Here is a 25,872-nt window from a genome sequence, read left to right as displayed (position 1 = left end):
CAATTTCGTTATGCTTGCGTTTCAAAGCCTACAATGGCTTTGATTTCGAGATATTCTTCCAGACCTTCGATGCCGTATTCCCGGCCACTGCCTGATTGTTTAAAACCACCAAAAGGTGCCTGTGGGTCCCAGGTTGGATAGTTAATCAGTACCTGTCCACAGCGGATCTGACGGGCGACTTTTCTGGCTGCATCCAGATCGGTGGACTGCACATGTGCCGCCAACCCATAAACAGTGTCATTGGCAATCTGAATGGCGTGCTCCACACTGTCATAAGGGATCAGGCACAGCACCGGGCCAAAAATTTCTTCCTGTGCAATATCCATGTCTGGCGTGACATCGCTGAATACGGTAGGGCGAACATAATAGCCCCGGTCAAAACCTTCAGGACGTCCGGTACCACCGGTGACACAGCGGGCGCCTTCATCGATACCGCGCTGGATCATGGTTTGTACCCGTTCAAACTGCGGCTTATTGGCAACCGGGCCATGGGTGGCCAGTTCGTTATCAGCCAGACCAATCACAATAGATTCGGCAGATTCGGCGGCCAATTTCTCAACTTCTGCCAGACGTTCTCTGGGAACCAGCATTCGGGTTGGTGCACTGCAGGACTGGCCATTGTTGCGCATCCCGGCCTGTACACCAGGACCTACTGCACTGGCAAAATCGGCATCAGGCAACAGAATATTCGGCGACTTGCCGCCCAGTTCCTGACCAACACGCTTTACCGTAGGTGCTGCTGCCTGGGCAACCAGTACGCCGGCGCGGGTAGAACCGGTAAAGGAAATCATATCGATATCAGGATGGCTGGCCATGGGCTCACCCACATCAATGCCGTTGCCGTTCACCAGGTTGAATACCCCGGCAGGCACGCCGGCATCATGGATAATCTGGGCGAACGCCAGAGCGCTCAGCGGTGAAAGCTCACTGGGCTTAAGAATAATTGAACAGCCAACAGCCAGAGCCGGTCCTACTTTGGCCGTCACCTGATAAAGAGGCCAGTTCCATGGGGTGATGAGGCCCGCTACGCCAATTGGTTCACGGGTGACCGCGGTGGTACCACGCATTTCAGTAAATTCGTATTTGGCCAGATTTTCACGGGCGACACGGATATGGGCGGCGGCAAGGGGAACCTGGGTTCCGCGGGCATAAGCCAGAGTAGCGCCCATTTCAAGGGACATCAGATTAGCCAGTAATTCAGTGCGCGCCTCAATCAGTTCAATAATTTTATCCAGTGCGGCCAGACGGGTTTCTACCGGCGTATTCGCCCAGATCGGAAATGCTGCTTTGGCGGCTGCCACGGCTTTGTTTAAATCGTCCCGATTGCCTAGGTGGATAGTTGCAGCCGGTTCTTCTGTCGCCGGATTGATAACGTCAAAGGGCGCATTCCCGGACAGTGCAATCCACTCACCATTGATATAAGCCTGCTTAAGGCGGCTACTATCAAGAAATTGCTCGACGGGTTGTTTACTCATTATGCGCTTCCTGTTTATGTCTTTGCGTAGTTCTGGTGGCCATCTGTCTGCGATGATCATGTGTCTGCGAGAAACGTGACCGGCAGATTCTGCTGCAAGTTAGTGGAATCCAGTATAGGGGTGATAAAGCAGCATTGGGTGCCGCTTTATTTGTCTGAACGGCAAATTATATTGAAAAAAGCAGTACAAACAGGCCGATTTCATTGCACCGGACACGCTACACTGACATCCTGCAAGACTGCCCGTATGGCCAGCAAAAGACCGTTCCATTTTCACCCTGTTCAGGAGACAACATTATGACTCAGCATACCGGTATTGATGATTTGCTCGATGAGCTTGTGTCGTTCCGGCGAGACATTCATGCCCATCCTGAACTGGCTTATGAAGAAGTGAAGACTGCTGAAAAAGTGGCGGCGAGTCTGCGGGAAATTGGGCTAGAAGTCACTACCTGCGTTGGAAAAACCGGTGTGGTCGGCACGCTGAAAGTGGGTAATTCAAACCGCTCGCTAGGATTACGTGCGGATATGGATGCGTTACCCATTGTCGAGGAAACCGGATTGCCTTACGCCAGCTGCCATCATGGCGTGTTTCACGGTTGTGGCCATGACGGTCACACCACCATGCTACTGGGTGCTGCCCGCCAGTTAGCCCGCACCCGCAATTTTGATGGCACGGTGCATTTTATTTTCCAGCCGGCCGAAGAAGGGCAGGCGGGGGCGAAAGCCATGATAGAAGATGGCTTGTTCGATCGTTTCCCCTGTGACCGGGTTTATGCATTTCACAACTGGCCGGATTTACCGGCGGGAACCATTTCAACCCGTCCGGGGCCAATTATGGCGGCGGCAGATAAATTTTCGATTAAAGTGAAAGGCAAAGGCGGTCATGCTGCCGTCCCTCATCAGACGCCGGATGCCATTTTGGCTGCCAGTGAGCTGGTGAGCCAACTCAACACCATCGTTTCCCGTCGGATTGCGCCTACGTCTACCGCCGTATTGTCGGTGACTCAGATAAGCGGCGGCAATTCGCATAACGTTCTACCCGGAGCGGTGACACTTACCGGCACAGTGCGAACCTTTGACCCAGCGGTACAAGATCAGATTGAAGCCGCCGTCCGTCAGGTGATTGATGGCGTTGCATTGGCTTCCGGCACACAAATCAGTATTGATTATCATCGCTATTATCCGGCCACGATTAATGCGGGGGCGGCTGCCGAGCATGCATTGAAAGTGGCGGCAACAGTCGGTAAGGCAGTACAGGCCCCGGAGCCGGCATTCACCTCTGAAGACTTCGCCTTTATGCTGCAGGCTTGTGAGGGCGCTTATGTGTGGTTAGGGCAGGGCCGTGGCGGTGAACATATTCCTCTGCATCACCCCGGTTACGATTTCAATGACGATATCATCGCCACCGGCGTGAACCTTCACGTGGCACTGGTGGAAGATTTTCTGCCGTCACAGATGGTGTGAAAACACAGAAGTGACTTGTGAACGCATCTCAAACGGCAAAATCTGCTGAGTCGGCACCGTTACACTATTTACGAAATTTTTCTATACATTGCAGGTAATTAAAGCCAATGGATAAAACTGAATTCACCGTTCGCGCAATGCGTGACACCGACTTACCCACCTGTTTAACCTTTACTCAGCAGGTTAAATGGCCCCACCGGATGGGCGATTGGCAACTGCATTTCTCCCAGGGTAACGGCAGCATCATCGAAGATGCTGACGGTGAAATTGCTGGCTGCATCCTGTGGTGGGATTACGGCAGTGAGTACGCCTCCGTAGGATTGGTGGTGGTGCCCGAGCACCGTCAGGGCAACGGCCTTGGCAGAACTCTAATGGACACGGTGATGAGTCAGACTGGCGCGCGCAACTTGCAGCTTGTGGCTACCGTGGCCGGGACACGCCTGTATCAGCAATGCGGTTTTGAAGAGTGCGGGTTTGTGTATCAGGTGCAGGGCGAGCTGACAGCTCAACCTGAGGTGACAAATTCTGCGCTGTCATTTAGCGATCTGGACGAAACCACGCTGAAAGATGTAATCGCGCTGGATGCGGCCGCTTACGGGTGTTCACGGGAATCACTGCTCAAAGCCGTGGCTGCCACAGGAAAAGGACTGGTTGCCTTTAACGAGGGTAAACCGGCAGGATTCGCCATGCTGCGTACCAGCGGACATGGCCAGACGCTCGGGCCGGTGCTGGCGGATAATGATGACACGGCCAAAGCGTTAATCAGCCGCTTGCTGGCAGATGAAACCGGGTTTATCCGCTTTGACCTTACCGAAGAAGCGCTAGCACTGAAACCCTGGCTCGAATCTCTGGGACTGGCGCAGGTCGACAAAGTCAGTGTAATGGTAAAAGGTAAATTTTTGCCGTCGTCACAAAGCGGTGTTACCATCTACAGCCTCATTTCCCAGGCATTCGGATAACAGGTCGCCATCAGTATGCGAAGTCGTTCGTTTAAAACACTCATTTTATTGCTGCTGCTTTCAGTAAGTTCGCAGGCAATGAGTGTGGTTTTCGACTCGCACGCAGCCCATCAGGATACCGATTTTCATGTGAAGAGTGATGCCGTTGATATTTCCGGCACTCAGTTTCAGGAAGACCCAAAGACCACCGACAAATACGGACTCGATTGTCAGCACTGCTGTCATTGTCACGGCGCCCAGCATATTTACCTGCCCGTAGCAGTAAAAGCACTGAATACTGATAATCAGTTTTACACCCGTCATTCCCTTATCCAGCCTCTGACGGAAGGCCATTGGAGCAACCTGCTTCGACCTCCTATCGCTTAACGAACAGGCTTTCTTCATGCTTCGGCGTAGGCCGAAGTGCGTGTCATCGTTAAGAGATAAATTCAATGAAACATCGCTTTTTAGGTGCGGGCTTATTGCTCGCACTCAGTACATCGCTGTGTGCGGCGGAATCTACTTCCTGGTCGAAGTGGGCAATGCAGACCGTACGGCAGCATCCCACCATGCAGGCTTACACCCATCAAATGACTGCATCGGAATATTCCGCGGCGGCCATGGCTCGGCCTCTTTACAACCCGTCTTTCGACAGTTCCCTCGAACGGGAAGGTGATGAAACCAATTTTCAGGTAGGACTGTCGTCCGATATCGACTGGTGGGATGTAAAACAATCCCGTACCGGACTCGGTGATCTGATGGCTCAACAAGGGCGACTTGGTGTCACCATTATCACCAATGATTTGCTGGCAGAGCTCATGCGCGCGCAAGTGCAGGCCGAGTTGGGCGAACAGGCTTATGAATTAGCCCGGCTACAGGTTAGACAGGATCTACAGTTACTTGAACTGACCCGGGCGCAGCTCAACGCCGGTGAGGTTAACCATACCGAAGTGGCCATGGCGAAAGCCGTGGTTGGCCAGGGGATGGTGTCGGAAAATGAACGTATGCAGGACTGGCTGGATGCCCGGCAAGCACTAAGGGCATTAGCTGGCGAGCAGGCTATGCATCGTCCTGTCAGTGAAGCTTTCTGGCAGCAGGTGCTGCCCGGTAATACCCCTATCGAGGTGGCCCGGCTCCCTGCACTGCAACAAGCCCGGATTAACTGGCTGAGCGCACAGGCAGACGCTGATATCCAACTGAAATCCAATAAACCCGTTCCGAATATCGGTGTTGGGGTGGGGCGCCAGGCGGGTGAGTCGTTGGTGTCGCTGAACGTATCTGTACCGCTGCAGTGGCGCAATGACTATTCAGAAGTGAATGATGCTGCACGTGAGGCGGCGCTGGCCAGTGAGCAGGAAATGCATGCGCTGATGCGAAGTACCAAAGAAACCCTCGACAATGCCGCCCTGCGATTAAATCAAACCAAAGAACGCTTTTTGCAATGGCAAGCATTGCATGAAGACGATCTTGCCAATGAGGTAAAGGTGCTTCAGTCGCGCTATGCCCAAGGCGACTTGAGCCTTTCTGATTATCAGTGGCAAGTGCAGCAGTTACGAGACGGCATGCAGGCCGGTCTTACACTCAAAGCCAACTTCCAGCTTGCCACAATTGAATACCTGCATATCACTGCCCGTCTGGCAAATCACATATCTTCACTGAATTCACAGGAGCAGTAACATGAAGGATTTATCAACATTATTGAAAGCAGTGAGTTTGCTTGCTGTATTAAATATTTCTCCGGTTTTCGGGCAAAGTCATCTGTCACATGAACCTGCACATGAAAGCGAGCATGAAGATCATAATGAACAAGCTCATGGCGGCCATGAAGAGCAGGCTGAAGTTGCCCTTTCTGAAGCGCAGCGAGGGCTGGCAGACATTCATTTGGAAGTATTGTCGCCAATGTCTCTGAGTCAGCAGGTTTATGCGCCGGGTGAAATAAAGGTAAATGGTTACCGCAGCTACATTATTTCTCCTCGAGTGAGCTCGGTGGTAACGGCTCGTCATGCTGCATTGGGCGAGAAAGTCAGTGCCGGGCAGCCTCTGGTTACCTTGTTCAGTGAGGAAATGATTGATGCGCAAAGCCAGCTTCAGCAAACCTATGTTGAGTGGCAGCGGGTCAGCAAGTTGGGACAGCGTGCGGTTGGGGAAAAACGTTTCATTGAGGCGCGAACCAACTACAACGCCGCCAGTCGGCGCTTACAGGCGCTGGGCCTTTCTGCTTCCACCATCGAGCTCATTGAAAAGAACGAGCGCTATCCGCTGGGCGAATATACCCTCACTGCACAAACGAGCGGCCTGATTATGACCGATGACTTTAATCAGGGGCAGCGTATCGAACCCGGACAACCGCTGATGCTGCTGTCTGATGAAGCCCACTTGTGGGTAGAAGCCCGCCTGTCAGCACAAAACGATCTGCATCTTGCGCCCGGCGATGAGGCTAGCGTGATCGTAGGTGACATGTCGGCAAAAGCGATGGTTACCCAGGAGTCCCATACGATTGATCCGACAAGTCGTACCCGTACCGTGCGGCTTGACCTGGATAACACCGCACACCGTTTCCATTCCGGTATGTTTGCGGACATTTATTTCAACGGCCCGGAAACGACCGGTGTGCTGGCTGTGCCGCAATCTGCATTAATGCGCGATGCCGACGGCGACTGGCAGATATTTACCGAAACTGAAGACGGCGACCTGTCTCCAGTTACGGTTACCCTGGGGCCGAAGTTCGGCGAATGGCAGGCAATCAGCGGTGTTAACGCAGGCACGACCTATGTGAGCCGCGGTGCTTTTTTCGTTGCTTCTGAAATCGCCAAAGGCGGTTTTGATCCGCACAACCACTAACAGGACTCAGTATGTTTGCAGGTTTAATTGACCGCGCAGTACAACTGCGTCTGATTGTAATTCTGGCGTTGGCGGGCTTGTGTGCCTTTGCCGCGCTGATGATCCCCCGGCTGAATCTGGATGCGTTTCCCGACGTGACCAATATTCAGGTTGCCATTAATACCGAAGCGCCGGGACTCGCCGCTGAGGAAGTGGAGCAGCTTATTACTTATCCCATTGAGGCCGTGATGTATGCACTGCCTGATGTGGAAGAAGTGCGCTCTATTTCGAAAACCGGTTTATCCGGCATTACGGTGGTGTTCCGCGAGGGCACCGATGTGTACTTTGCCCGCCAGTTGGTGTTTGAGCGTTTGCAAATCGCCGCAGACATGATCCCCGAAGGCATTGGCATGCCAGCCATTGGCCCGAATACGTCGGGACTTGGTCAGGTGTACCAGTATTTGCTGATTGCCGATGAGGGTTCAGGCTACGATAGCATGGCGCTGCGCAGTATGAATGACTATCTCATTAAGCTGCTGCTGATGCCGGTGGACGGTATTACTGAAGTGCTGTCTTTCGGTGGCTATGTACGTCAGTATCAGGTGAATCTCTGGCCTAATCGGTTATTGTCCTACAACCTGACGCAACAGGACGTGGTAGAAGCCCTTTCCCGCAATAACAATAATGCCGGTGGCTGGTATATGGAGCGTGGCCCTGAACAACTGGTGATCCGGGGAACAGGCTGGTTGTCTTCTGGTGAAGCGGCATTAGATGAGATAAGACAGATCCCGCTGAAAACCGAAGGAGCTGCCATTATCACTGTGGGTGATGTGGCCGCGGTGGAAATGGGCAGTGAAATCCGCCAGGGAGCGGTAACCATGTCGGTGAAAGACGAGCAGGGTAAGGTGGAAAGCCGGGGCGAAGTTGTATCCGGCGTGGTGCTCAAACGCATGGGGGCCAACACCAATGCAACGATTCAGGGCATAAACCAGCGCATCGACCTTATCAACGCCGCACTGCCGGAAGGTGTGCGCTTTGAACCCTACTACGACCAGGCAGATCTCATTCGACAGGCGGTGGATACCGTGGTCAACGCGTTGCTGCTGGCGTTTTTGTTTATCGTGGTGGTGTTGGCGCTGTTTCTACTCAGCGTGCGGGCTACGTTACTGGTGTTGATTTCCATCCCCGTGTCTATCGGTCTGGCGCTGGCCATGCTCAGTATGCTGGGCATTTCTGCCAACCTGATGTCACTGGGCGGTATGGCGGTGGCCATCGGTATGCTGGTGGATGGCTCGGTGGTGGTGGTGGAAAACATCTATCAGAAGCTACCGAAAGACAATAACGCCGCGGGTGACATCACCGCACTGATAGTGCGTGCCGCCCAGGAAGTGGCGCGACCGGTGTTCTTTGCCACGCTCATTATTCTGGTGGTATTCACGCCATTGTTCAGTTTCGAAGGCGTAGAAGCGAAGCTGTTTCAGCCGATGGCTATTGCGATTATGCTGGCTTTAATTTGCGCGGTTATTGTTGCCCTGGTGTTTGTGCCGGTGTTGTCGGTGTATCTGCTGAAAGCCCGTCCTGTAGTCCAGCGGGCAAATCCTGTATTGCTGAAGCTGGAGGCGGCTTACGCGCGCTTGCTGACCCGCACTATGCATCATCGAAAGGCCGTTGTAGGTGTAGCACTTGCGCTGGTAGCCATAGCGGGTTCACTCATTCCACAACTGGGTACGGAGTTTGCGCCGGAACTGGAGGAAGGTACCATTAACCTGCGGGTTACGCTGGCCCCTTCTGCCAGTTTGGATACTGCCTTGAGTGTCGCGCCGAAACTGGAAAAAATGCTATTGGAATTTCCGGAAGTGACTTATGCGGTGAGCAAAATTGGCCGCGCAGAAATCGGTGGCGATCCTGAGCCGGTCAACAATATCGAAATTTACATTGGTCTTAAACCGGTGGACGAGTGGCAAACCGCGTCAAGTCGCGTGGGCCTGCAGGAAGCCATGGGTCGTAAACTGGAAATGCATCCCGGTTTGCTGTTCAATTTCTCCCAGCCCATTTCTACCCGTGTGGATGAGTTATTGTCGGGTGTAAAAGCGGAGTTGGCAATCAAGCTGTTTGGTCCGGATCTGGATGTACTGGCCAATTATGGTCAACAAATCGCTGACGCCGTGGCGCAAATTCCCGGTGCTCAGGATGTGGCTATGGAACAAATCAGCGGCGAGGCGCAATTAGTGGTGCGGCCTGATCGCAGACAGTTGAGTCGCTATGGCCTGGATGTGGCGGATGTGATGGATCTGGTGCAGCAGGGGATTGGTGGTGCTTCGGCAGGACAAATCATTAGCGGTAACGAGCGATACGATATTGTGGTGCGTTACAACGAATCATTCCGCGATGATATTGATGCCATTAACGAGCTACGTCTGCTCAGTGCGCAGGGTGCCTGGATACGCCTTAAAGACGTGGCATCAGTGGCTATCGAGTCTGGTCCGCCGCAAATACGACGTGATGATGTACAGCGCAGAGTGGTGATCCAGGCCAACGTTGATGGCCGTGACATGGGCAGCGTGGTGAGTGATATTCGTAACGCCATCGACTCTCAGGTTGCGCTGCCGGGGGGCTATGCGGTGCAGATTGGCGGTCAGTTTGAAAATCAGCAGCGCGCCATGCAGCGTCTTATGCTGGTGGTGCCGGTTTCACTGCTGATGATTGCGCTGTTGCTTTACTTTGCCTTTACCAATGTGCGGCTGGTGGCCCTGATCATGATAAACATTCCACTGGCGGCGGTAGGCGGCGTACTGTCGCTGTATATCAGTGGACACTATTTGTCTGTGCCAAGCTCTGTCGGCTTTATTACCCTGTTCGGCGTTGCGGTGCTAAACGGTGTGGTCATGGTGGAAAGTCTGAATTTAAGGCTTAAAGATCAGGCGGACGCGATGGGAGCAATTGTCTCCGGGGCTTGCTCGCGCCTCAGGCCGGTATTGATGACGGCATTGACGTCAGCGCTCGGGTTAATCCCCATGCTGCTTTCTAACGGGCTAGGTGCTGAAATTCAGAAACCGCTGGCGGCAGTAATTGTGGGCGGACTTATCAGCTCCACCTTACTCACGCTGGTGGTGCTACCCACGCTATATCCGTGGTTTGCCCGGGTAAAAACAGACGCGTAATTTTTGTCTGAATTTTATCTGACAAGCCAATCATTATGCCCCGCAGCCTTGCCGATTTAGCGAAAGCTGCCGGGGCGACCTGCTTATACTGGATATAACTGAAGTCGCTGTTGCCGGGTAGGCAGACAGCGTTATTTTTTTATCCGGAGTGTTTAAATTAATGAGCCGTTTACAAACTGTTGTGCAGCATCCTGCTGAAGCCCCTACCGAAAGTTATGCGAATCCTGAAATTCTGATTGAAGGCAATCCGTTACTGGAAAAGTGGGCCCACGTGGCGGCGGGCAACGACAAAATCAAAGTAGGCGTAATGACCTGTGAGGCCAGCGTAAACCGTTCAGTGAAGAAAGGATTCTTTGAATTCTGTTACCTGATTGAGGGACTGATTGAGCTAACAGAAGACGGCGGCGAGCCGGTGACTTACAAAGCGGGTGATACATTCCTGATGCAGGATGGTTTTCAGGGGACCTGGCGCACCATAGAGAAATACAAAAAAGTGTACGTTTGCGTATACGATTAAAGCGGTATTAAAGAAAAAGCGCCGGTGAGCGATGCACGCTGACCGGCGCTTTTTTATGGGCTATTCCCGGGTGCCGTTAATAGCCCCGGGTTTTATCTACTTCGCCCTCCATGGTTTCGTTCTGCAACCACAGTTTCAGGTTGTCGACCAGACGAATTGCCGCGGTGTCATTGCGCGTCACGGTCGCGGTGTGGGGCGTAACATGAATATTCGGGTGGTCCCAGAATGCATGTTTTGCGGGTAAGGGTTCTTTCTCAAATACATCCAGCACGGCCTGGCTCAGATGGCTGGAATCCAGCATGAACAGCAAATCATCATCCACCACCTGTTCGCCACGACCTGCATTAACTAACGCTGCGCCTTTGGGCAACTGACTGAGTAAATCCTGGTTCAATAGCCCGCGGGTTTCATCGGTGAGCGGAAGCAGGGAAACCAAAATGTCAGTATTGGGTAAAAGCGCCTTCAGGCCTTCGTCGCCGTGTAGAGTGGTTACCCCATCAAGGGTTTTCGGACTGCGGCTCCAGCCTTGCACATTAAAACCTAGCTGGTGAAGCATGTCTGCCACGCTGCTGCCCAGGCTGCCTAATCCTAAAATGGTAATGGTACATTCATGGGGCAGTTTTACCGGGTGAGCCTGCCACAGGTTTTGTGCGGCCTGACGCTGGTAACGAAACTGCTCTCGATGCAGCATCATTACGGCAGTCAGCACGTAGGTTTTCATTTGGGTAGCAATGGAAGGGTCGACCATGCGTACCAGTTTGAGGTCGGATGAAAGGGATGCCGGATTGAACTGATCAACACCGGCACCCACGGAGAAGATGGCCTTCAGGTTCGGGAATCGCGATTGGTAATCGTCTGGCAGCGTCCAGGTAATGAAGCCGTCAACGGCTTCCGGTTGCGGTACGTCTGGCCAGGTAAACCAGCGAACCTCAGGCAATGCTGCCGCAACGGCCTGTTGCCAGCATTCGCCCCGCTCAGCAGGGCCTTTATAAAGCAGCGTCAGCGACACAATTATTTTTCCGGTTTAAACAAAGTAGTAAGGGGGTAATGAAGTTTTTCGATAGGCGACTTCAGCACGATGTAGCTGAAATACTTGGCAATGCCAAAATCCTTCTCGAGAATTTCTTCCATCAGTGTTTGGTAATGGGTGATACCACGGGTAACGAACTTGAGCAGATAATCGTAACCGCCGCTGATAAGGTGACATTCGATCACTTCGTCAATGGTGCGAATGTTGCGCTCAAATTTGGCAAAATCTTCCATGTGGTGGTCGGTCAGTGTAACTTCGGTGAAAACAGTTGCGGTTTCACCTAACTTATCTAACGCGATTTTAGCGTTATAGCTGGTAATGTAACCGGCTTTTTCTAAGCGCTTTACCCTTGCCAGACAGGGGCTGGGAGAGAGTGCCACTGCGTCGGCCAAATCAGTGTTGGTGATCCTTCCGTTCTTTTGCAGCTCTGCCAGGATGTTAATATCAATACGGTCTAATTTCATGTCTGCCACGGTATGTTCCTTCTGTACTACATTCTGTTTCACATTACCGCTATAGGCATAAACAGTCATCTATTTTACCTATAGCGTATGCAAAATCCTGAAAGGCCGAACCAGAACGGTCCGGCTTTTTACACTCAGAATGCGTACTTCACACTCAGCTTGGCCTGACGCGGATTACCCGGCATTGTCCACATCGCTGAATAAGAACTGGCGTAATACTCTTCATCAAACAGGTTTTCGATGTCAGCATTGATGCTCAGAGCATCGGTGAGGTTGACAGAGCCGAAAATGCGAACCGTGGTGTAAGACGGCAGTACATAGTTCGGGTCAATTAACTCACCTGGACGGTCATCTACGTAACTCACACTGGCACCCAGTTTCGATTCTTTCCCGGCAATGTCGAGGTAGTGAATTGCCGTTACATTCAGTTTATTTTTCGGAATGTTCAGCAGTTGGGTACCAGCCGGAATCTCAACACCCCAATCAGCGTTGACGATAGCGTTTGACGTGGTGGCATCTACATAGGCGTATGCCACTGTCACCATAGTGTTGTCACCCAGCATGGCAGTTAAATCCACTTCCACGCCCTGACTTTCTGCTTCACCAATGGTGTCGGAAAAACCTGAATGTTCAGGATTCGGGTCGGCCGCCAGCACATTAGATTTTTCCGCACGGAAGAAGGCGACAGTACCGGTAATACCTTCATCGGCAGTGTTGAATTTCACACCTGCCTCATAGGATTTACTTTCTTCCGGCTCAAACGTTTCACCGTCGAAGTTGGAACCTGAGTTTGGACGGAAACCTTCTGAGTAACTTGCATACAGGGTATACAGTTCGGAAGCTTCATACACCAGGCCAACTCGCGGGCTGGTGGCGGTTTGCGACTGCGAGGTTACCTGTCCAGTGAGAAAAGATTCAAAGTCCTGATCGAAATCATCGAAGCGGATACCGCCCTGAATTTTGAATTTTTCGGTTACGTCGATTTGATCCTGGAAGTAAATACCGACAGAACTCTGGTCTTCGGTATCGAAGCGAACTGGAGAAAGCTCGGGTAATGCCTGACCATACACAGGGTTATATTTGTTTACCGAGTAGGTGGTATCGTTTACGCCCCAGGCTACGCGCCAGCGATCTTGTGTGATGTCCAGCGTGTATTCGTAGGCATCAGCACCAATCAGAATGTGGTGAGCCATACCGGCTAAATCTACAGTACCACTAAATTCAAGACGACCGGCCAGATCTTCACTTTCATAGTTACGGTACAGGCGGCGACGGTTTACTGTTTCTTCAAAACCCTCTTCGGTAACCAACTGGCGACCGCCAAGTTCAACTTCCGATGAATAGCCTTCAAAGCTGGATTCGCGGTAGCTCAAACCGGCAAGAAAGTTCCAGTTATCATTCAGCTTATGCTGGAACGTAAGCTGATGACCGGTTGCATCAATTTGCGTAGGGCCATCGGCGGGTTCACCGTAGTAGGTTTCAATGGGCACATCACCGAATTCATAGTTGGTAACAATGATCCCGCGGTCAAACGGCAGTTCCTGATCGAGGTATTCCAACTCATAAACCAGGCTGGTATCGGCAGAGAAGTTGTAATGGAAAGACGGGCTGATGGAAAGTTTGTTGGTTTCAACAGTATCACGGAAACTTCCGGCATCTTCATAGGCACCGTTTACGCGGAATGCTAAATCTTTGGTAATCGCATTGGTGTAATCACCTTCTACACGGTAAAGGTCGTAGCTGCCGATAGTCGCCTGAATATAGCCTTCTTCACTGAACTGCGGCTTTTTAGTAATAATGTTGATAGTACCGCCAGGCTCACTACGGCCGAACAGTGCAGAGCCCGGGCCTTTAATCACTTCGATGGACTGAATATTCGAGGTTTCGCGGCGACCACTGTAACCACGGCCTGCGCTGAATCCATTTACCAGGTAGCCGCCTGGCAGGTTTTCATCACCGGCAAATCCGCGGATAGCAAAGCTGTCCCACATGCCGCCGAAGCTGTTCTGACGGGCAATACCGCTGGTGAAGTCCAGCGCGTTCTGAAAGTCGTTTACGCCGAGGTCATCAAGCAGTTCTGCGCTGACCACATCAATATTCTGCGGCATAGATTTGAGTGGCACGTCGCCACGGTAAGCCTGACGTTGTTGAACCACTTCGATTTGCTCAACATCTTGTTGCTCGTTTGAAGTTTGTGCGTTGACGGTAGACGATAGGGCGACTGAAACAGCACCCGCAAGCACCGATTTAGTCAAAATTCTTTTGGTTATCATGGTGTTCCTCTCCAATAAGTTCTCTGGTCAACGGCAAAAGCATTATCCTCTGAGCTTATTTTATTTAATGTAATTAAAGCTTCTTATTGTTGGTGAATAATTCTTCCACAATCAGTATACGGTGATTGCCACGCTGAAAATGCGCTGAAAAAGCGCCCTAGTGCAGTGAAAAATTTTGAGCGTTCAAGCAATGCAGCAGATTCTGCTAAACCGCGTTTTTGGATGGAATTTGAGCGGGGTGGCGGCAAGACGGCGCGATAATAAAAGCCGAAGCCTTACTGTGCCAATTGGACGAAATAAGGCGCAATTGCCCGTAGGAACGTATGTAAGCCCTTCTGGCCAGGGGGTGGTATTGCCTTCGTGAACACGGCGTAAACCCATCCATGGGGCCTCGGCTGCCGCTTCCCTGCGGCAGACGGTTCACTCAGGCAACACCACCCCCTGTCCGCGGGCTTACCGTTCCGTACGAGCAATTGCTCCTTACTTTCAACCGCTCGTCATGCTTAGGCCGGCTTGTATGATCGCGCTGTCCGGGCGCTCTCTGTGTCGTCTGACTAATCCGCAACCCGCTTAATCCGCAATCCATGACTGCCTTCCATTGCCATCAGGGCATCTTCAGCATCAGCGGGAATATCGACAAACAGGGTAACGGCCTGACTGTACTGGCAATCGGCGATTTTGCCTTCTACCGTTGAGACCCAATGGCGAATAAACTGCTCCTGGGCGAAGTCGGTTTCTACCTGAAACGATTCCAGACTTACCATTTCAATTACTGGTAAGGTTTCCATGGTTTGCTGCGCTGCGCCGGAATAAGCGCGTACCAGTCCGCCTGCACCCAGCTTGATACCACCAAAATAGCGGGTGACAATCATCATGATGTTGCCCACATCTTTGTGTTGCAGCACATTCAGAATGGGTTTACCTGCGGTGCCCGAAGGCTCGCCGTCATCTGACATGGCCACGCTTACCGGTTGATGGGGAGTACCAAGTAGATACGCCCAGCAATGGTGCCGGGCGTCGGGGTATTGGGCTTTCACTTCTTCAAGCATTTGCATCGCCGCTTCGCGGGACTCCACGAAGCCAGCACAAGCAAAGAACTTACTCTTTTTAATTTCCAGCAGCGTTTCATACCGCTGTTTCGGAACGCGATAACTCATGATTAGCCGAACGGGTTCTCGATGGAGTGGGCCGGTTCAGTGAACCAGGCAGCACCGGTGTCGGTCATGTAGAAATGGTCTTCTAAACGAATACCGAATTCTCCGGGTACCACAATCATCGGCTCGTTGCTGAAACACATGCCTTTTGCCAGTGGCTGTGGATTGTCTTTTACCAGGTAAGGCCATTCGTGAATATCCATACCAATGCCATGACCTGTGCGGTGAGGCAGGCCCGGAAGGTTATAGTCTGGACCAAGCTCATAGGTTTCCAGACAGGCGCGGGCAGCGGCATCGACATCGCCACATGGCGCACCCGTTTTGGCTGCGTTAAAGGCAGCAATCTGAGCGGCTTTTTCCGCTTCCCACATGGTTGCCTGCTTTTCTGTGGGCGTGCCGAAGCAATAGGTGCGAGTAATGTCTGATAAGTAACCTTTCAGTTTACAACCAGTATCAATTAGCACCATGTCGTTGGCTTTCAGCACTTGCGGATCTTTCACGCCATGGGGGAATGAGGTGGCTTTACCGAATAATACAATGCAGAAGTAAGACCCTGCTGGCGCGCCCACTTTCTTGTGTGCTTCATGGATAAACTGCTCGACTTCGGTGGTGGTGATCCCTTCACGCAAAATACTGGCCGCCGCTTTATGCACAGTGATGGTCATGTCCATAGCGCGCTGGATCAGTGCTAATTCCGTCTCGCTTTTTTGCATACGACAGTGCGCAGTTACAGCACTACCGTTAATGATGTTTATACCGGATAGTGCTTTATTGAAGCCGTCGACAATGAAAAATGCAGTGGATTCGTCCACGCCAATGGTGGCGCCTTCGCTAATGCCCATGTTTGAAAGGGTGTTAGCAAATAAGGTATACGGGCTTTCGTGTTCCTGCCAGCCAATAATTTCGCCTTCAATAAGCTGGCGTTCAGACAACGAACCAATTTCAAACGTGGGAGCAATAAAAACGATGTCGCCGTTTGCTGGCAGAATAGCGCCTACAAGACGCTCACTGGCGTACCATTCAAGGCCGGTAAAGTACGTCATGTTTGTGCCGGCGTTCAGGTAAACGGCAGCAATATCATTTTGCTGCATATACGCTTGGGCGCTTGCAATGCGGGAAAGATACTCCGGTTTGCCTACGGCGGAGATGTCTTGTGTCATATCTTTTAATGATGATAATGCTTCGGCGGTTGTTTTGCCGCCAATCCCGTTTACTGCCATTGGGCCTCCCGGTATTATAATGGTGTTTTGTAAGGAATACAGTATACCAAAACCTAAAAACCGATGCGTGCGTCAGGCGGTAATTTCTGTTCGCCTGTCGATTTACCGTTTATCCGCCCATTTTGTCGAACTGACTTCAAGCAGTGGTAAATACCTGCCGGTAAATGCTAAAACTGGCCTCACAAAACCAGGTGAACAACCTGATAACAACAATAAGGAAGTTTTCTGTGGGAACATTATCTCGGTCAATTAAGTTACTCTCGTTATCTATCGCTATTGCAACACAAGGCGCAAGCATTGCTCATGCTGCAAACGCTACCCAGGCTGAGCAGAGTGTGGATAGCCAGTTTGAAGCCATTTATACCAGTGAATGGAACTGGCGAACCAATCAATACAGTGTTGATGAAAACAGCGATACCAAGGCTGCGCCAAGTTCGCTGCCAGACGTGAGTCTTGAAGTACAGGCCAGTCGTTTGAAGCGTTGGGAGTCAGTACTTAAGCAACTGGATGCGTTAAATGTAGAAGCGCTGTCGGCAGAAAATAAAGTTAACTATGAAGTCTATCGCTACCAGATAGAAACTAAAATTACTGACCAGAAATTCCGTATGTATGAAAAGCCCCTGGAAGGCGACACGGCTTTCTGGAGTAACTTAACTTATCTGGCCCGGGAAACCTTTCACACCGAACAGGATTATGTGAACTACATTAAGTGGCTAAACGACATGCCACGTTATTTCGACCAGCAAATCAGCAATATGAAGCTGGGTTTGGCTCGTGGCTACACCTTGCCAAAAATATCGCTGGTGGGACGGGAAGCTTCTGTAAAGTCGGTGGTGGAAGCCAGCGGCGAAGACAACATCTATTTTCAGCCTTTTACCAAGCTGCCTTCGAAAATCAGTCCAGAGCGCCAAAAGGCACTTATCGCCGAAGGTAAAGCTGCCATTAAAAAATCAATTATTCCTACTCACGAAAAGCTGCTGGAATTTCTAGTCGAAGACTATATTCCCAACGCACAACCTTCTATCGCCGCGTACGATTTACCTGATGGTAAAGCGTATTACGAAGCGGAAATTAAAAAATACACTACGCTGGACTTAACGGCCGATGAAATTCACAACATCGGCTTGAGTGAGGTGAAAAAGATTCGCGAGCGTATGGCTAAGGTTATGGCGGATGTTGATTTCAAAGGCTCACTGCAAGAGTTTCTGACATTTCTGCGTACCGACCCGCAATTTTACGTTGATACCCCGCAAGCCTTGCTAGACCGGGCAGCCTGGACGACAAAAGAATTTGATGCGGTGGCCGGTGACTACTTTGGCCATTTACCTCGGGCACGTTTTGCCATTATTCCTGTGCCCGATGATATTGCGCCATTTTATACGGCTGGCCGTGGTGGTCCGGGCGTTTACCTGGTGAATACGTATAATCTGCCGTCCCGTCCTCTGTATTCGTTGCCTGCACTCACATTACACGAATCAGCGCCGGGTCATGCTTTCCAGATGCCATTATCACTGGAGAATGATGATATCCCTGAATTCCGTCGTCAAAGCTATATCTCTGCTTATGGTGAAGGTTGGGCGTTGTACACCGAGAAACTGGGTGAGGAAATGGGCATATACCATACACCTTATGAGTTGTTTGGCATGCTCAGCTATCAGATGTGGCGCGCAGCCCGTTTGGTGGTAGATACCGGTATTCACTCTAAAGACTGGACCCGCGAACAGGCGCAACAGTTTATGAAAGACAACACGGCGTTGTCGGTACATGAAATTACCACCGAGGTAGATCGTTATATCGCCTGGCCGGGGCAAGCGTTGTCTTACTACCTAGGTGAAATGAAAATGGAAGAGGTAAGGGCAAAGGCGGAAAAAGCGTTAGGGAATAAGTTTGATATTCGTAACTTCCACGATACCGTACTTCAACTCGGTTCAGTGCCATTATCGGTACTGGAGCAGCGTATCGACCGCTTTATCGAGGAGGGCGGTCCATCGCCATACCCTAACTAAAGCCTGCCATTCTTATTCATAACTAGAGCGCGTGTATTTCACGCGCAATAAACTTTTATCTAATGTTTCTCGTTTTAACTCATTTAGTACTATCTTTATGAAACTATGTGTTTTGTGAATGGATGATCTGTGATTTAACGCAGTTTGAAAGGTGCAAAGAGTTGATTGAAATGGGAAGTTCCACAGCGTTAATTTCTCCTCAAAAAGATGTGCGTGATCTTATCGTCGAGTTAAATGACGGTTTCACGGCTTATTATGACAGGGACCTTGAGTTATGCAGGGCGTCAGAACGATTGTCGCAATTTGCGTATGGCTCGCTCATTCCCCGAATTCTTACTAAAAAAGATATTTCACTTCTTAATGCCGGACCTATTGTGGTCAGTATTGAAAAGTTAATTGGCTATCACTGTGTTTTATCTGCTACTGCAATACCAGAAGAACCCTATGCATTATCCATTTTTTCTGACAATAAAGGCATTACCAAAATTGCTCATGATCTCCCCATTGGCATTATCAACGTTGATAGCAACTGGGATGCAGTTTTTGTAAACGGCCATTGTGCCGATATGATGAAAACCTCCATTGACGAATTGCTTGGTAGGGGCTGGGCAGAATTTCTTCCTGAGAACACCATACGTGATATGCAGGCGCATATTATGGACAAAGAACTCAGACGAAGCGTATATCAAAGTAAAGCTGAGTTTATTACCCCCTTAGGCAAGGTATTTATTTTTTCTGTGCAGCTTTCCGCTCACTTCGATCACAGAGATAAATTCATCAACGCGACAGTTACTGTAAGTGATATTACCAGCGAACATCAGGCACAGTCGCAGCTGCAATATTTGGCTGACCACGACCCGCTTACCGAATTGCTCAATCGTTCAGCCTTTATCCGCAAAGTGGAAGAAATGGATGAAGCCAAGTTTGCTAATTCGCTCTTCGTATTCATCGACCTGGATAAATTCAAAGAAATTAATGACACCCTCGGTCACAAAGCGGGTGATAAGGTGCTGCAAGTTGTATCACGAAAGATCCGTTCAATAGTAAGAGAGCACGATATGACTGCGCGCTTCGGCGGTGATGAATTTGTCATTTGTTTGCCAGGAATTGATAAACATAGCACTGTAGGAAACGTTGCGAAAAAGATTTCCGATTCATTAAACCGAATGGCTGCCATCGACGGCAGAGAACAGCAAATTAGCTGTAGCATCGGTATCGCATGGACACCGATGATCCATTTTGATAAAGAAATGGGACGGTCGGAAAAAGTACAAGCCATGGTCCATGCGGCGGACCAGGGAATGTATGAAGTAAAAAAAGGGGGCTTTTCCAATGAGCACTTCAAGATTTATGACGTCAACCTTAGCGAGCAATTAAAGTGGCTAAAAAGTCAGCGTAAAGAGCTGTCCGAAATTCTCAATAATAACGACGTAAATTGCCATTATCAGCCCATTTACGGGCTAGACGGTAAAATCATGTCGGTAGAAGCATTAATTCGTTTTCGACAACCGTTGCAGTATTTTAAGAGCATTGAAGACATTATAACCTTTGCAAAGCTCAACGATTTTGATCGCCAACTGCTTTCGATGGCCTTGGATCGTGCTCTAGAGGGCTTTGCTGGACTGCTCAATTCGAATCCTGACCTTCGTTTAAATCTCAATGTTGATGTATCGCAGCTGGAGGTGGGCAATTTCACAAGCCGGATCAGCCGACTGTGTACCGTGCATAAAATTCCGTTAACATCTGTGTGCGTTGAAATTACCGAATTAATGCTAGAGCGAAACAGTCAGCGGGTGGAGAAACAGATAGAACTTTTGGTGAATCAAGGGTTTCTTATTTCCATGGACGATTTTGGAACCGGTTATAGTTCATTCAAAAGGCTCATGCATTACAATTTCGACGAGCTAAAAATCGATCGCTACTTCATCAGTAACATGCTGGAAACGGATAAATTCCAGAAAACACTTATCGCGATGATCGCGATGGGAAAAAGCCTCGATTTGCAGATTTTAGCAGAAGGGGTCGAAACCGAAGAGCAATTCACCCGGTGTAAAAAGATGGGAGTGCATCTTTTTCAAGGGTTTTATTTCTCTCCGCCGGTAGATTCGGATACACTGAAAAAAATATTGAATGATCAAAAATTAGCATCATAAGCGTGGGTAAAGCACTATGGAAAGCAAGGATGAGCATAACTCTTCGCACTATATCGTTGGCATTGGGGCTTCTGCCGGTGGGCTGGAAGCATTGCAGGAACTGTTTAACCTGCTACCTGACAATTTAGGGGCGTCCTATGTAATCGTTCAGCATCTGTCTCCGGATTTCAAATCCATGATGGATGAACTGCTCAGTAAAAACACCTCAATGGCTGTGCATCAAGCCGTAGAAGGTGAAGAGTTAAAGAGCAACACGGTGTATCTCATTCCGGCAGGTAAATTAATGCGTATTGCCGAAGGGAAGATTTACCTTTCAGATTTACCGCCAGACAACCGCATTAACCTGCCCATCAATGAATTATTTCGTACCCTCGCTGAAGATGCGCAAAATCATGCTATCGGCATAATTCTATCGGGCACCGGTTCAGACGGCAGCCGCGGGGTTTTATCCTTGAAAGAGATGGGCGCTATGGTTATTGTCCAAGACCCTGATGAAGCCAAATTCGATGGCATGCCGCTCAATGCCATTAATACTGGCTCGGTGGATTTCGTACTACCTATCCGCGATATTCCTGATCAGATTAAACGCTTTATTCAGCATCCTCTCGCGCGGGAAACTCGTAGCAAATTCCGAGAACATTTATCCAAAAATTCTAAAATTCTGGATGATATTTTAGCGCTCATCAACACCCGTACAGAGCTGGATTTCCGCGCTTACAAAGAATCAACAGTGTCTCGAAGAATCGAACACCGCATGAGCATTAATAGTAAGCACACCCTCTTTGAGTATTGGGAGTATTTAAATTCCACACCAGAAGAGGTAGAACTGGTTAAGCAAGACCTGCTTATAGGTGTGACGCAATTTTTCCGCGATGTCGAGGTATGGGAAAAACTGTATGAAGATGTGGTGAAGCCGTTAGTGCTGGAAACACCACCTGACGAGACTATTCGGCTGTGGTGTCCTGGATGCTCAACAGGAGAAGAAGCGTATTCTTATGCCATCTTGTTCGCCGAAGCGATGGAAGAGCTTGACGTACACAGGCAGGTCACTGTATTTGCCAGCGATATCGATCAGTCTGCAATCGCATTTGCCGCTAACGGTACCTATCCCAGTAGCATTTCTTCAGAGGTACCTGCAGAATATCTCACTAAGCATTTCAAATTACTAAACGACAGTAATTATCAGGTAACGAAACAATTGCGGAACATGGTAGTTTTCGCTACTCATAACCTTATTCAGGATCCGCCGTTCTCCAATATGAATTTGGTCAGCTGTCGGAACACGCTTATTTATTTGCAGAATTCAGCGCAGCAAAAAGTAATGGCGTTCTTCCATTTTGCGCTGAAAGTGCGTGGTTTTCTGGTGCTAGGCAGTGCCGAATCGCCGGGGAGTTTCAGTATCTATTTTGACTTCACCGATCAGCGCAGCAGAATCTATCAGAAGACAAAAGATATTAAGGTACCGTCCTCGCAGATTAATTCTTCCTCGCCCGCATTTCGTAACCGGAATTATAAGCCTAAAGCAATTTCCAGTTATCTGAGTACGCCGAATAAGCGTATCGAAAAAGAGCGTAAGTCTGCCACTATTGGTCGTCAGGCGGTGATGGATGAATATATTCCTCCCACATTGATCACTGATGCGAAGCTGCGCGTGGTGTATAGCTATGGTGATACCTCGCCGTTTACTGAGAAGTTGCGCCCGGGTTTAGTGACCTACGATTTATCGGATATCCTTCTTGATGAGTTATCCGGGCAGGCTATTTCAGCCGCGCATCAGGTACTTCGTGAGCACACATCAGTACTCATGGAAGACGTCAAGACGGAAGAAAATGGTTCCTGGTCATTACGATGTTTCTCTTTCAGCGAAAACGGGCCGGACAATACGTTTGTGGCATTAAGCTTCTTCGAAGGTGAGATGCGCAAAATCCCGATCTCCGATATCACTTATGAGCGCGGAGAACAAACTGAGAAGCGGATTGAAGAGCTCGACAACGCGCTCATCGACTGTCAGAAATTGTATCGCGAAGCGCTAGAAGATCTCGACACCACCAGCGAAGAGTTGCAATCCAGTAACGAAGAGCTGATGGCTGCTAACGAAGAACTCCAGTCGACCAACGAAGAATTGCAGTCGGTTAACGAAGAGCTTTACACGGTAAATAGCGAATATCAGCAAAAGATCGCAGAGTTAACGGATATCAACAACGACCTCGAGAACTTGATGATAGCCACGCATTTGGCGGTGTTGTTCTTAAACAGTGATTTGAAGATCCGCCGTTTTACTCAAGCTATGAAGCAATACGTTAATATCATTGATTTTGATATTAACCGCGATTTCCGCGACCTGTCATTTAAGAAGCCGCTTAAATCACTGGAAGATTTGGTTTCTCAGGTTAATAGAGGCCAAAAGGGCTCTGTAACTGAGGTATTCACCAATGAGACTACAGACACTAGCCTTGAAGTAACGGTTAGCCAGTACAAAATTGGTGACAGGGCGAAAGGGGTCATTATTTCGATTATTGAGCTTAGATAATGGTCAAGCCTGAAGAAAGACCAAAGATATTGTCGATGCAGGAGCACTATTTGGAAAAAGAGCTTTTCCATTTGCTCCAGCACGACAAGTTAATGTTTGAGTTTTTTCAGAATGAGGTAGTCGACGGCCTTTGGTACTGGGATTTAACCGAGCCAGAAAATGAGTGGATGAGCCCGAAATTTTGGCGTTTATTTGGTTTTGATCCTGAGTTTAAACTGCATAAGGTCAGCGAATGGCAGGATCTTATTTTTCCTGAAGATCTGGCGCTAGCGCAGCGCAATCTTCAACTTCACCTGAGAAATCCCGACATTCCTTACGATCAGGTTGTGCGCTACAAACATAAAAATGGCTCAATTGTGTGGGTGCGTTGTAAAGGTATTGCCATCCACTCTGAAGATGGAGAGCCAATCCGGTTATTAGGATGTCATCAGGACTTAACCCGGGTAATGGAAAGGCAGCAAGAACTACTTGGCCTGCAGATTAGATACGATCATCTGACCCGTCGTTTTGACGCTTTGAGTGAAGAAGTTTCTCGAAGTAGATCAATGAATGAGGCGCTTAATCAGCAAGTCCAGAACGACTTTGATATAGATGATGTGGGATTTTCCGGTCAACAACATTTTGTTGAGCAAACTCGGTTACTTACACAAAATGCACATCGTCTTGGTTTAGATGTGACGGTAATCAGTGTTTCTGTGCCGTCGTTAAATAAAGATATCAGTCGAATCAACGAACTTAGAATTTTCCTTCGGGATAATCTGATACCAGCCGTCCCAGGAGGGATCTTTCATTCTTTCTCTGATGAGTTTTATGGCGTTCTGGTAATTGGGTTCGGAGATGATGATTTAACAGCATTACATGAATCAGTCGACAAAAAATCAGCATCATTCGACTGGCTAACAGGTAAGCAAAAGATAGCCCTGAAGGCCCGCCAGATGCCAGTATCAGAAGAGATGTTCAACAAATTTGTAGATCTGCCCTACATTCTCGGGTTGTTCTTTCGATAAGGCCGACAGATTATCTGTCGGCCTTTTTATCGTTGTTTCTATTAAATATCGATACTCAATGGCCCCAAGTTTATAGAAAGCAGTGAACCTGAATCTTCTGAACCACTTGGCTCCGAACTTGGTCCGCTGAGGAAGCCGCCAAGCACTGAAATAGAACCGCTCTCCGTCACTTCAGACACATTCCCTGCTGCATCGGTGATCGATACTGTAGCTGACACTGGGCCTACGCCAAGGTTGAGGATGGGACCATAAGTCCAGGTGCCATCTTCAGCAATGGTAACCGATAGATCGAGTGTTGTTTCGATACCCAGTATATTCGCAGTCAAATCGATATTTACTGCCAGGCCCTCTAGTCCAGCCTCCGACGTTCCTGAAATGTAGGGTTCTGTTAATGATGGCATATGCGTGATATTCACTGCTGGCGGGGTAACGTCAACCACGCCGCTCACAGACAGTTCGCTCAGATTACCTGCTACATCGATAACCGATACGTCAACATTTAAAATACCTTCTGCAACGTCCAGTGGGATATCCAGCAAGTATGTGCCATCGCCGCCAACGTTTGTTGATAGGGTCTGCGTATTGCCCAGAGCATCCTCGGTGAGAATATTTACGGTTGCACCAATCTCGTCCGACGTACCCGAAATGGTGGGCGTCAAATCGTTAGTAAAACCAATAGCGTCTACCGTAAGAATAGGCAGCGTGAGATCGATAAGACCTGACGTGCTCACCGATGCCACGTTGCCTGCGGCATCCAATACCGACACGTTCACATCCAGCAGCCCTTCTGAAATGGCTGAAGGCACATTCGCTGACCAGGTGCCATCGCCAAGGACGGTGGCGGTAAAGCTTTGCGAATCGCCATTGCCATCAGTGATGGCAATCGATACAAGTGCACCAATTTCATCGGATGTACCGGAAATGAGTGGTGTACTACTAATAAGATCGGTAATCGGATTGATGTTCAATATTGGGAGTGTCAGGTCGATAAGACCTGACGTGCTCACCGTCGCTAAGTTGCCAGCGGCATCCAACACCGATACGTTTACATCCAGCAGACCTTCGGAGATAGCAGAGGGCACATTGGCCGACCACGTACCATCGCCAAGTACAGTGGCGGTGAAGCTTTGCGCATCGCCGTTGCCGTCGGTGACAACAATGGTGATCAATGCCCCAATTTCATCAGATGTCCCTGAAATCAACGGCGTATCGCTGGTGAGATCAGTGATGGCGTTCACGTTGAGGATAGGCAGCGTGAGGTCGATAAGACCTGACGTGCTCACCGTGGCCAGATTGCCCGCAGCATCTAGCACCGACACGTTCACATCCAGCAGACCTTCTGAGATCGCAGATGGCACATTCGCCGACCACGTACCATCGCCAAGTACAGTGGCGGTGAAGCTTTGTGCATCACCGTTGCCGTCGGTAACGACAATAGTGATCAATGCACCAATTTCATCAGAGGTACCCGAAATCAGTGGCGTATCGCTGGTGAGATCAGTGATAGCGTTCACGTTGAGGATAGGCAGCGTGAGGTCGATAAGACCCGACGTGCTCACCGTGGCTAAGTTGCCTGCAGCATCCAGCACCGACACGTTTACATCCAGCAGACCTTCTGAGATCGCAGATGGCACATTCGCCGACCACGTACCATCGCCAAG

At 49.7% G+C, this 25,872-nt stretch carries 18 protein-coding genes; 11 read left to right on the top strand and 7 right to left on the bottom strand.

The features are described 5' to 3' along the window. Positions 1–8: 8 nt before the first annotated feature. Entirely contained in the window at positions 9–1,475 is a 1,467-nt protein-coding gene (locus tag BFC18_RS20025; protein WP_070127431.1) for an aldehyde dehydrogenase family protein, read from the bottom strand. A 296-nt stretch (positions 1,476–1,771) separates the two neighbouring features. On the opposite strand from BFC18_RS20025, the gene BFC18_RS20020 reads away from it, so the two are divergent. The 7 genes from BFC18_RS20020 (at position 1,772) to BFC18_RS19990 (ending at position 10,374) form a co-directional block, all read left to right on the top strand. After that, positions 1,772–2,938 carry a M20 aminoacylase family protein gene (locus BFC18_RS20020; protein WP_070127429.1) on the top strand — a complete coding sequence of 389 codons (1,167 nt, stop codon included), beginning with the start codon at positions 1,772–1,774 and terminating at the stop codon, positions 2,936–2,938. Positions 2,939–3,045: 107 nt separating this feature from the next. Then, positions 3,046–3,897, top strand: a complete 852-nt coding sequence (locus tag BFC18_RS20015) for a GNAT family N-acetyltransferase (protein ID WP_070127428.1) — start codon at positions 3,046–3,048, stop codon at positions 3,895–3,897. 15 nt (positions 3,898–3,912) lie between these two features. Beyond that, complete coding sequence (locus tag BFC18_RS20010; RefSeq protein WP_070127427.1) at positions 3,913–4,263, top strand: hypothetical protein; 351 nt, start codon at positions 3,913–3,915, stop codon at positions 4,261–4,263. Between the two features lie 65 nt (positions 4,264–4,328). Then, positions 4,329–5,552, top strand: a complete 1,224-nt coding sequence (locus BFC18_RS20005; RefSeq protein WP_070127425.1) for a TolC family protein — start codon at positions 4,329–4,331, stop codon at positions 5,550–5,552. Between the two features lies 1 nt (position 5,553). Further along, on the top strand, positions 5,554–6,717 hold the full coding sequence (locus tag BFC18_RS20000; RefSeq protein WP_070127424.1) for an efflux RND transporter periplasmic adaptor subunit: 1,164 nt from the start codon (positions 5,554–5,556) through the stop codon (positions 6,715–6,717). An 11-nt stretch (positions 6,718–6,728) separates the two neighbouring features. After that, the gene (locus tag BFC18_RS19995; protein ID WP_070127422.1) at positions 6,729–9,857 is read left to right on the top strand and encodes an efflux RND transporter permease subunit; all 3,129 of its coding nucleotides are present in this window, start codon (positions 6,729–6,731) and stop codon (positions 9,855–9,857) included. Positions 9,858–10,017: 160 nt separating this feature from the next. Continuing rightward, positions 10,018–10,374, top strand: a complete 357-nt coding sequence (locus BFC18_RS19990; RefSeq protein ID WP_070127420.1) for a cupin domain-containing protein — start codon at positions 10,018–10,020, stop codon at positions 10,372–10,374. A 76-nt stretch (positions 10,375–10,450) separates the two neighbouring features. Here the strand turns inward: BFC18_RS19990 and BFC18_RS19985 are convergent, their stop codons facing one another. The 5 genes from BFC18_RS19985 to BFC18_RS19965 all read right to left on the bottom strand — a co-directional run bounded on the left by BFC18_RS19985 (position 10,451) and on the right by BFC18_RS19965 (position 16,515). Further along, complete coding sequence (locus tag BFC18_RS19985; RefSeq protein WP_083273203.1) at positions 10,451–11,383, bottom strand: 2-hydroxyacid dehydrogenase; 933 nt, start codon at positions 11,381–11,383, stop codon at positions 10,451–10,453. 2 nt (positions 11,384–11,385) lie between these two features. Then, positions 11,386–11,937 (bottom strand): Lrp/AsnC family transcriptional regulator, encoded by a 552-nt coding sequence (locus tag BFC18_RS19980; protein WP_245680443.1) that lies wholly within the window; start codon positions 11,935–11,937, stop codon positions 11,386–11,388. A gap of 65 nt (positions 11,938–12,002) precedes the next feature. Beyond that, positions 12,003–14,141, bottom strand: a complete 2,139-nt coding sequence (locus BFC18_RS19975) for a TonB-dependent siderophore receptor (protein WP_070127418.1) — start codon at positions 14,139–14,141, stop codon at positions 12,003–12,005. Positions 14,142–14,695: 554 nt separating this feature from the next. Continuing rightward, complete coding sequence (locus BFC18_RS19970) at positions 14,696–15,298, bottom strand: YigZ family protein (RefSeq protein ID WP_070127416.1); 603 nt, start codon at positions 15,296–15,298, stop codon at positions 14,696–14,698. Positions 15,299–15,300: 2 nt separating this feature from the next. Next, positions 15,301–16,515: a M24 family metallopeptidase gene (locus tag BFC18_RS19965; RefSeq protein ID WP_070127415.1), complete on the bottom strand. Its 1,215-nt coding sequence runs from the start codon at positions 16,513–16,515 to the stop codon at positions 15,301–15,303. 227 nt (positions 16,516–16,742) lie between these two features. On the opposite strand from BFC18_RS19965, the gene BFC18_RS19955 reads away from it, so the two are divergent. The 4 genes from BFC18_RS19955 (at position 16,743) to BFC18_RS19940 (ending at position 24,211) form a co-directional block, all read left to right on the top strand. Then, positions 16,743–18,521 carry a DUF885 domain-containing protein gene (locus tag BFC18_RS19955; RefSeq protein WP_211481054.1) on the top strand — a complete coding sequence of 593 codons (1,779 nt, stop codon included), beginning with the start codon at positions 16,743–16,745 and terminating at the stop codon, positions 18,519–18,521. A gap of 170 nt (positions 18,522–18,691) precedes the next feature. Beyond that, complete coding sequence (locus BFC18_RS19950; RefSeq protein WP_170826640.1) at positions 18,692–20,674, top strand: putative bifunctional diguanylate cyclase/phosphodiesterase; 1,983 nt, start codon at positions 18,692–18,694, stop codon at positions 20,672–20,674. Between the two features lie 16 nt (positions 20,675–20,690). Continuing rightward, a complete protein-coding gene (locus tag BFC18_RS19945; protein ID WP_070127410.1) occupies positions 20,691–23,204 on the top strand; it encodes a chemotaxis protein CheB in 2,514 nt (837 codons plus the stop codon). A gap of 50 nt (positions 23,205–23,254) precedes the next feature. Further along, the gene (locus BFC18_RS19940; protein ID WP_170826639.1) at positions 23,255–24,211 is read left to right on the top strand and encodes a PAS domain-containing protein; all 957 of its coding nucleotides are present in this window, start codon (positions 23,255–23,257) and stop codon (positions 24,209–24,211) included. A 41-nt stretch (positions 24,212–24,252) separates the two neighbouring features. Here the strand turns inward: BFC18_RS19940 and BFC18_RS19935 are convergent. Beyond that, a partial coding sequence (locus BFC18_RS19935; protein WP_170826638.1) for an Ig-like domain-containing protein occupies positions 24,253–25,872 on the bottom strand: 1,620 nt, incomplete at its 5' end.

It is taken from the genome of Alteromonas confluentis (assembly GCF_001757105.1).
GTDB classification, from domain to species: domain Bacteria; phylum Pseudomonadota; class Gammaproteobacteria; order Enterobacterales; family Alteromonadaceae; genus Alteromonas; species Alteromonas confluentis.
This window is presented reverse-complemented; position numbering and strand designations above follow the sequence as displayed.